This is a genomic window from Actinomadura geliboluensis (genome assembly GCF_005889745.1).
Taxonomy (GTDB): domain Bacteria; phylum Actinomycetota; class Actinomycetes; order Streptosporangiales; family Streptosporangiaceae; genus Spirillospora; species Spirillospora geliboluensis.
Genome location: NZ_VCKZ01000480.1, coordinates 1 through 6488 on the forward strand (window position 1 = coordinate 1; position 6488 = coordinate 6488).

At 73.8% G+C, this 6488-nt stretch carries 6 protein-coding genes; 2 read left to right on the forward strand and 4 right to left on the reverse strand.

Annotation, left to right across the window (positions count from 1 at the left end; all coding sequences use genetic code 11):
* The coding region (locus ETD96_RS39025) for a DUF4132 domain-containing protein (RefSeq protein ID WP_138641520.1) at positions 1-1441 on the forward strand (1441 nt) is incomplete at its 5' end.
* 30 nt (positions 1442-1471) lie between these two features.
* On the opposite strand, the gene ETD96_RS39030 is transcribed toward ETD96_RS39025, so the two are convergent.
* The 3 genes from ETD96_RS39030 to ETD96_RS39040 all read right to left on the reverse strand — a co-directional run bounded on the left by ETD96_RS39030 (position 1472) and on the right by ETD96_RS39040 (position 4449).
* Entirely contained in the window at positions 1472-2722 is a 1251-nt protein-coding gene (locus tag ETD96_RS39030) for a tetratricopeptide repeat protein (protein ID WP_138641521.1), read from the reverse strand.
* 34 nt (positions 2723-2756) lie between these two features.
* Positions 2757-3860 carry a cystathionine gamma-lyase gene (locus tag ETD96_RS39035; RefSeq protein ID WP_205719682.1) on the reverse strand — a complete coding sequence of 368 codons (1104 nt, stop codon included), beginning with the start codon at positions 3858-3860 and terminating at the stop codon, positions 2757-2759.
* 136 nt (positions 3861-3996) lie between these two features.
* On the reverse strand, positions 3997-4449 hold the full coding sequence (locus tag ETD96_RS39040; RefSeq protein ID WP_240808543.1) for a MarR family winged helix-turn-helix transcriptional regulator: 453 nt from the start codon (positions 4447-4449) through the stop codon (positions 3997-3999).
* A gap of 111 nt (positions 4450-4560) precedes the next feature.
* Here ETD96_RS39040 and ETD96_RS39045 point away from each other — a divergent pair, with 111 nt between their 5' ends.
* Positions 4561-5403, forward strand: coding sequence for an alpha/beta fold hydrolase (locus ETD96_RS39045; protein WP_138641523.1), 843 nt, complete (start codon positions 4561-4563; stop codon positions 5401-5403).
* 50 nt (positions 5404-5453) lie between these two features.
* Here ETD96_RS39045 and ETD96_RS39050 read toward each other — a convergent pair whose 3' ends face one another.
* Positions 5454-6353 carry a tetratricopeptide repeat protein gene (locus ETD96_RS39050; protein WP_138641524.1) on the reverse strand — a complete coding sequence of 300 codons (900 nt, stop codon included), beginning with the start codon at positions 6351-6353 and terminating at the stop codon, positions 5454-5456.
* Between the last annotated feature and the right edge of the window lie 135 nt (positions 6354-6488).

Sequence of the window (6488 nt, forward strand, 5' to 3'; positions counted from 1 at the left end):
GTACAAGCCGCCGCCCCTCCCCGCCTGGCTCGACCTGGGCGCGCTGCCCGCCCCGGCGCTGAAGGGCGGCGGGGAACTGCCGCCCGAGGCGCTCCGCACGCTCCTGCTCGCGATGGCCGTGCCGGACGGCCGGGGCATCGACGTCGCCCCGGTCGTGGACGGGGCCGCCGAGGTGTGCGAGCCGGAGGCGCTCACCGCGTTCTCGTGGGCGCTGTTCGAGGCGTGGGAGGCGGCCCGCTTCCCCGGCCGCAGCGGGTTCGTGCTGTCCCTGCTCGGACGGTTCGGCGACGAGGAGACCGTGCGCCGCCTGACCCCGCACATCAAGAAGTGGCCGGGCCAGCCCGGCGGGCACGGCCGCGCCGTGCACGGGCTCGGCGTCCTCGTCGAGATCGGCGGCGACACCGCGCTCACGCAGCTCGACGGCATCGCGCAGAAGGTGAAGTACAAGGGGCTGAAGGAGGAGGCGCGGCGCCGGCTGGCGTTCGCGGCGAAGCAGCGCGGCCTGACCCGCGACCAGCTCGCCGACCGCCTCGTCCCGAGCTTCGGCCTGGACGGCGGCGGCGCCCTCACCCTCGACTACGGGCCGCGCCGGTTCACCGTCGGGTTCGACGAGCAGCTCAAGCCCGTCGTCGCGGACGAGAACGGCAGGGCCCGCAAGTCGCTGCCCAAGCCGGGCGCCAAGGACGACCCCGACCTGGCACCCGCCGCCTACCAGCGGTTCGCGGAGCTGAAGAAGGAGCTGCGCGCTGTGGCGTCCGTCCAGGTCGCCCGGCTGGAGACGGCCATGGTCATGGGCCGGGAGTGGACGGCCGCCGAGTTCGGCGAGTACGTCGTCGGCCACCCGCTGATGAGGCATCTCGCGCGGCGCCTGGTCTGGCTCAGCGGTGACCGGGCCTTCCGCGTCGCCGAGGACCTGACGTTCGCCGACCTGAACGACGACGCGGTGGAACTGCCGGAGGGCGCGGCGGTCCAGATCGCGCATCCGCTGGAGCTGGGCGACACCCTGGACGCGTGGTCGGAGGTGTTCGGCGACTACGAGATCCTGCAGCCGTTCCCGCAGCTCGGCCGGCCCGTCCACACCCTCGCCGAGGGGGAGGGCGCGGACGGCCGGCTCGCCCGGTTCGAGGGCCTGACCGTCCCGACCGGCAGGCTCCTCGGCCTCACCCGGTCCGCGTGGAGCCGGGGCGCGCCGCAGGACAACGGCATCGAGCGCTGGATGTCCTGGACGCTCGCCCCGAACGCGGCCGTGGTGCTCGACCTGAGGCCCGGCATCGCCGTCGGCTACACCGACCTGAACCCCGAGCAGACGATCGAGCACGTCTGGATCGGGAAGTGGGCGGGCGACTACGCGCCGTCCCGCGTCATCGAGAACGGCTTCGCGGACCTCGACCCGGTCTTCGTCTCCGAACTCCTCGCCGACCTGACGTCCCTGACGGCCTAGGCGAAGCGGCTGACTAGGCGAAGCGGCTGACTAGGCGAAGCGGCTGCTCGGCACCGGGCCGGGGGAGCGCACCGCGTCCCTCGGCCCGGCCAGCCAGTGGCCGCGGACGGCGCCGGCCAGCCGGGCGAGCACCGCGTCGGGGTCCGGCGGCGCGCCGTCGTCGTCGACCGCCTCCGGGGCCGCCTGGACGATCTCGGCGGCCAGTTCCTCCACGGGGCGCTCGTCCGGCGGCACGGTCTCGGGCTCACCGCCCGGCGTCATGCGCAGCCGCTCGCCCCACGGCGACTTCACGACCTGGTGCAGGAAACCGGTGACGTCGGCGCTCACCACCGGCGGGTCGGTCCAGCAGGACGCGTGCTCGAACAGCACCTGCCCCTCGGCCCGCTCCCGCAGCCCCTCGACCTCGGTCTCGTTCAGGTCGTAGGCGACGACGAGCGCATCGGGGCGACCGGGCGCGAACGGCTCGGCGGGCAGCCCGAACAGCCGCGCCGCCGCCAGCCCCAGGACCGTGCTCGACCGGTCGGGGAGCAGCCCGACCGACGCCGGCCGCCGGCCCGCCGCGTCCAGGACCAGCCGCAGCCGGTCGAGGCTCCGCCGGCACATCCCGAAACCGTCGGACATGTAGGCGAACCGGCCCGTCATGCCGTCCTCGAACCCGTACGGCGAGATCGTGGCGAGGAGGCTCCCGGTGAGCGCGAAGTGCCAGCCGCGCAGGTCGCGTGCGTCCAGCGGGGCGACGGCCCGCACCGCCGCCGCCCGCGCGATCATCCGGGCGAGCCGGTCGCGGGCGGGCAGCCACTGCTCGTCCTCGGGCGCGGGCAGCCGCCCCGCCTCCCGCCCGGCCCGGTCGACGTCCCCGGAGAACAGCGCGTTGTAGGCGAGCAGGTACCGCGCGGGCCACGGATCGAGCGAATCCACCCGGGGCTCCAGCACGGCGACCGCCTCGGCGTGCCGGTTCTCCCGCTCCAGCGCGGCAGCGAGCTCCATGACCAGCACGGGCTCGCCGGGCAGCAGTTCCACCGCGCGCCGCAGCGGGGGGATCGCGAGGAAGGGGATTCCGCGCTCGATGCACGCGTAACCGAAGTCGTAGAGCTGCTGCGGCCCCTGCTCGCTGGCCATCGCCCGCGCGGCGTCCCGCAGGTCGTCGAACCCGGACAGCTCGGCCGCGCCCTCCATGAGCCGCGCGATCTCGCCCAGTTCCATGCCGCCGGCGTTGAACCGCAGGTGCCGGATCAGCCCGGGGATGTCGCCGCTTTCCAGAAGTGCACGCGCGTCGCTCATGGCGGGCCACGTTACAGCGGCCCGCCCCGTTCATTCACACCGTTTTCTCCAGCGCCTGGAGAACGTCCGCCACGAGATCCTCGGTGTTCTCGACGCCGACCGAGAAACGGACGAACCCCGGCTCCACGGCGTCGCCGCCCCAGCGCCCGCGCCGTTCCGCGGAACTGTGCACGCTGCCGAAACTGGTGGCCTGCATGACCAGCCGCAACGACCCCAGGAACCGTTCGGCCGCGGCCTCGCCGGGCAGCGTGAACGACACCACGCACCCGAACCGGCGCATCTGCCGGGCCGCGACCTCGTGCGACGGATCGTCCGGCAGCCCCGGATACCGGAGCCCGTCGACCCGCCCCCGCAGCGCCTCCGCCAGCGCCATCGCGTTGGCGGCCTGCCGCTCCAGCCGCAGCTCCAGCGTGGCGAGCGACCGGTGCGCCAGCCACGCCTCCATCGGCCCGGGAATGGCGCCCACCGTCTTCCGCCACAACCGGACGCCCTCGGCCAATTCCGGATTCCGCGTCGCGACATGCCCGAGCAGCAGATCCCCGTGCCCGCTCAACGCCTTGGTGTCACTGGCGACGGAGAAATCGGCGCCCAGCTCCAAAGGCCGCTGGCCCAGCGGCGTGGCCAGGGTATTGTCCACCGCCACCAGCGCGCCCGCCGCGTGCGCGGCCTCGGTGATCCGCGCGATATCGCACACGTCCAACCGCGGATTGGACGGCGTCTCCAGCCATACCAGGCGCGCTCCGTCCAGCAGTGCGATCTGCGCGTCCCCGCCGGTGGGCGCCATTCGCACGACCGCCCCGTACGACTCCAGCCGCTCTTTCAACTCGCGCGTCGCCATGTAGCAGTCATTCGGCAGCACGACGACATCGCCCGCCCGCGCCTGCGACAGCAGCACGGCCGCCACGGCGGCCATTCCCGACGAGAACGACACGACCTCGGCGCCGCCTTCGAGTTCGCTGATCGCCCGTTCCAGCAGCGTCCACGTCGGATTGGAGTCGCGCCCGTACGTGTAGGGCCCGCCCGTCTCGCCGGCGAGGTGGTAATGCGCCGCGAACACCGGCCCCGGCAGCCCCGGCGCGAAGTTCTCCGCCTCCGGCCGCCCGGCCCCCACCGCCAGCGTCCCGTCCCCGATCGTCACCCGCGCCTCCTCAAGCCCTCGGCCCATCGTCCGTGCACGGACCGTGAACCACGGTACGCCGGTCCGTTTCCACCACTGGGCCGCGGCCCCGTCCTGGCGGTGGAGGAGGGGCGGACGGAGCGGACCCTGCCGGCGGTCAGTCGCGGAGGCGGGTGAGCGTCTGCGGGGTCAGGTGCTCGGCGAGCTGCTCCAGGAGGGCGCTGACCTGGGCGATCCGCTCGGAGTCGGTGGTGTCCAGGGCTTTGGCCAGGGCGGCGTCGATGGAGGTCGCGCGGACCTGCTCCACCCGGTCGGAGACGCCGGGCGCGGGCCGGATGAGGAGCCGGCGGCGGTCCCGGGCGTCGGGTTCGGCGACCACGGCGCCGGCCTCGCGGAGGCGGGCCACCGCGGCCGACACGGCGCTCTGCGGCAGGCCGGTGCGGGCGGCGATCTCGCCGATCGCGCCGCCGGGGTGCGCGCGCACGTCGCTGACCACGATCAGCACGGTCCGGACGCCGGTCGGCTGGTCGCCCAGCCCCTCGGTGGGCAGCGCCTCCTCGCCGATCTTCATCAGCGTGCGGCCCAGCAGGAACAGCTCGACTCCGTTCACGCCGCCAAGATACATCAGAAAAGATGCATCAGGCTTGATGTATCAAGTTTGATGCTTTACGGTGATCCACGACGGCGGCGCCCGGAGCCGCCGGTGAGAAGGGAACCCGAGATGACCGCTGTGAGCACCGCGAGGGCAGGCCATCTGTCCGTCCAGGACGCGACCCTCTACTACGAGGTGCGCGGCACCGGCCCGGTGCTGCTGATCTCCCAGAGCGGCGAAGGCGACGCCGGACGCAGCACCGACCTGGTCGACCGGCTTACCGCCGACTACACCGTCATCACCTACGACCGGCGCGGCCTATCGCGCAGTACTCCGGACGACCCCGGCCGGGGAGTGACGCTGGCCGAGCACGCCGACGACGCGCACCGCCTGCTCGCGGCGCTCACCGACGAGCCCGCGGCGATGCTCGGCTGCAGCCTGGGCGCCGTCATCGGCCTGCACCTGGCCGTCCACCACCCCGGCCAGGTCGGCATGCTCATCGCGCACGAGCCGGTCGCGCCGCGCCTGCTGCCCGCCGCCGAACGCGCGCACCACGAAGCGGAACTGGCCGGCATCCAGCGGCTCTACCGCAGAGACGGCCTGGGGCCCGCACTGAGGACGATCGCCGAGGTGCTGGGCATCGACCCCGCCGCCCCCGGCGCCGAACCCGGCCTGACTCCCCAGCCCATGACCCCGCGGCGCATCGCCAACTTCGGGTTCTTCATCGAGCGCGACTTCACCGCCGTCATCGACGACACCCTCCCGGTCGCCGAGCTGGCGGGCACCCGGACGCGCATCATCCCCGCCGCGGGACGCACCACCCCGCGCACCGTCTTCGACTACCGCTGCGCCGAGGAACTGGCCGCCCTGCTCGGCACCGGGATCGCCGAACTCCCCGGCGGCCACAACGGCAACACCACCCACCCGCGCGCCTACGCCGCCCGGCTCCGCGACATCCTGCGAAACGCCTGACCTGGACGGACGGCCGCGCGGGGCCGGGGACGGCTCCCCGTGCGGCGCCCCTAGGCGTCGCGGAGGGAGTCGGCGATGCTGCGGGCGATCTCGGACTCCTCGATGCGGCCGAGGGCTTCGAGGGCGACCGACTTGTTGTAGTGGTCGTTCCAGGAGTCGGGGCCGTTGTCGATGGCGTAGTCGATGACGGGCAGGGCCTCCTCGCAGCGGTCCAGCTTGACCAGCGCCGCGCCCTTGACGCTGTGCGCGCTCGCGAGGTCGTACTGGCCGGCGCCCACGGCGGTTCCGGAGGTGAGCAAGGCGATGGCCTGGTCGATGACGGCGAGGGCCTCCGCGTCGCGGCCGGCGTCCATCAGCAGGACCGCCCGGTTGACCTGCGGCGCGGGGTAGCGGGGCTCGACGGCGACGGTCTCCTCGTACGCGGCGAGCGCCTCGGCGTCCCGCTCCAGGAGGGAGAGCGCGCGGGCCTTCTCGAAGCGGGACGGCACGTCGGACGGGTTGAGCCGGATCGCCTCCTCGAACGCGGCGAGCGCCTCGGCGGGACGCCCGGAGTCGGTGAGGGCGATGCCGCGCCAGTGGTGCGCGGTCGCGTACGCGGGGCGGAGCCTGATGGCCTCGTCCAGGTCGCGCAGGGCGTCCTCGAACCGGCCGGACCCGATCGCGCTGACCGCCCGGTCGTGGTGCTCGACCTCGGCGGGGCGGGGGCGGCCGCTGAGCTGCTCCAGCCTGCGGCCCGGCACGAGCTTCCCGCCGCAGTGCGCGCAGCGGGGCGCGCGGAAGACCGAGCCCGGGGCGTGGCAGCGGTCGCAGAAGTTCTTGCCGCAGTCGCCGCAGATCATGAACTCGATCGCGAAGCCCTCGGGGTCGTTGCGGGCGACCGGGTTGCCGCCCGGCACCTTCGACACCGAGATGAGGCGCGTGCAGGCCCAGCCGGAGCAGGCGAGGATCATGGGGGCGCCCTTAGGGTTGTTGGTGTTGGAACTGAGGTTCCGGCGCCCAGAGGAGCCGGGTGTGGCTGATGGGGTGTCTGCCGTGAGGTGGCCCGAAAGGACTGGCCGCCCGGCTCCTCCGGGTTCTCCGGCCGC

Bases quoted from the DNA above. Each gene is read 5' to 3' on its own strand.
- ETD96_RS39030 (WP_138641521.1), bottom strand. From the start codon at position 2,722: ATGAGCGACGCGCGTGCACTTCTGGAAAGCGGCGACATCCCCGGGCTG.
- ETD96_RS39050 (WP_138641524.1), bottom strand. From the start codon at position 6,353: ATGATCCTCGCCTGCTCCGGCTGGGCCTGCACGCGCCTCATCTCGGTG.
- ETD96_RS39045 (WP_138641523.1), top strand. From the start codon at position 4,561: ATGACCGCTGTGAGCACCGCGAGGGCAGGCCATCTGTCCGTCCAGGAC.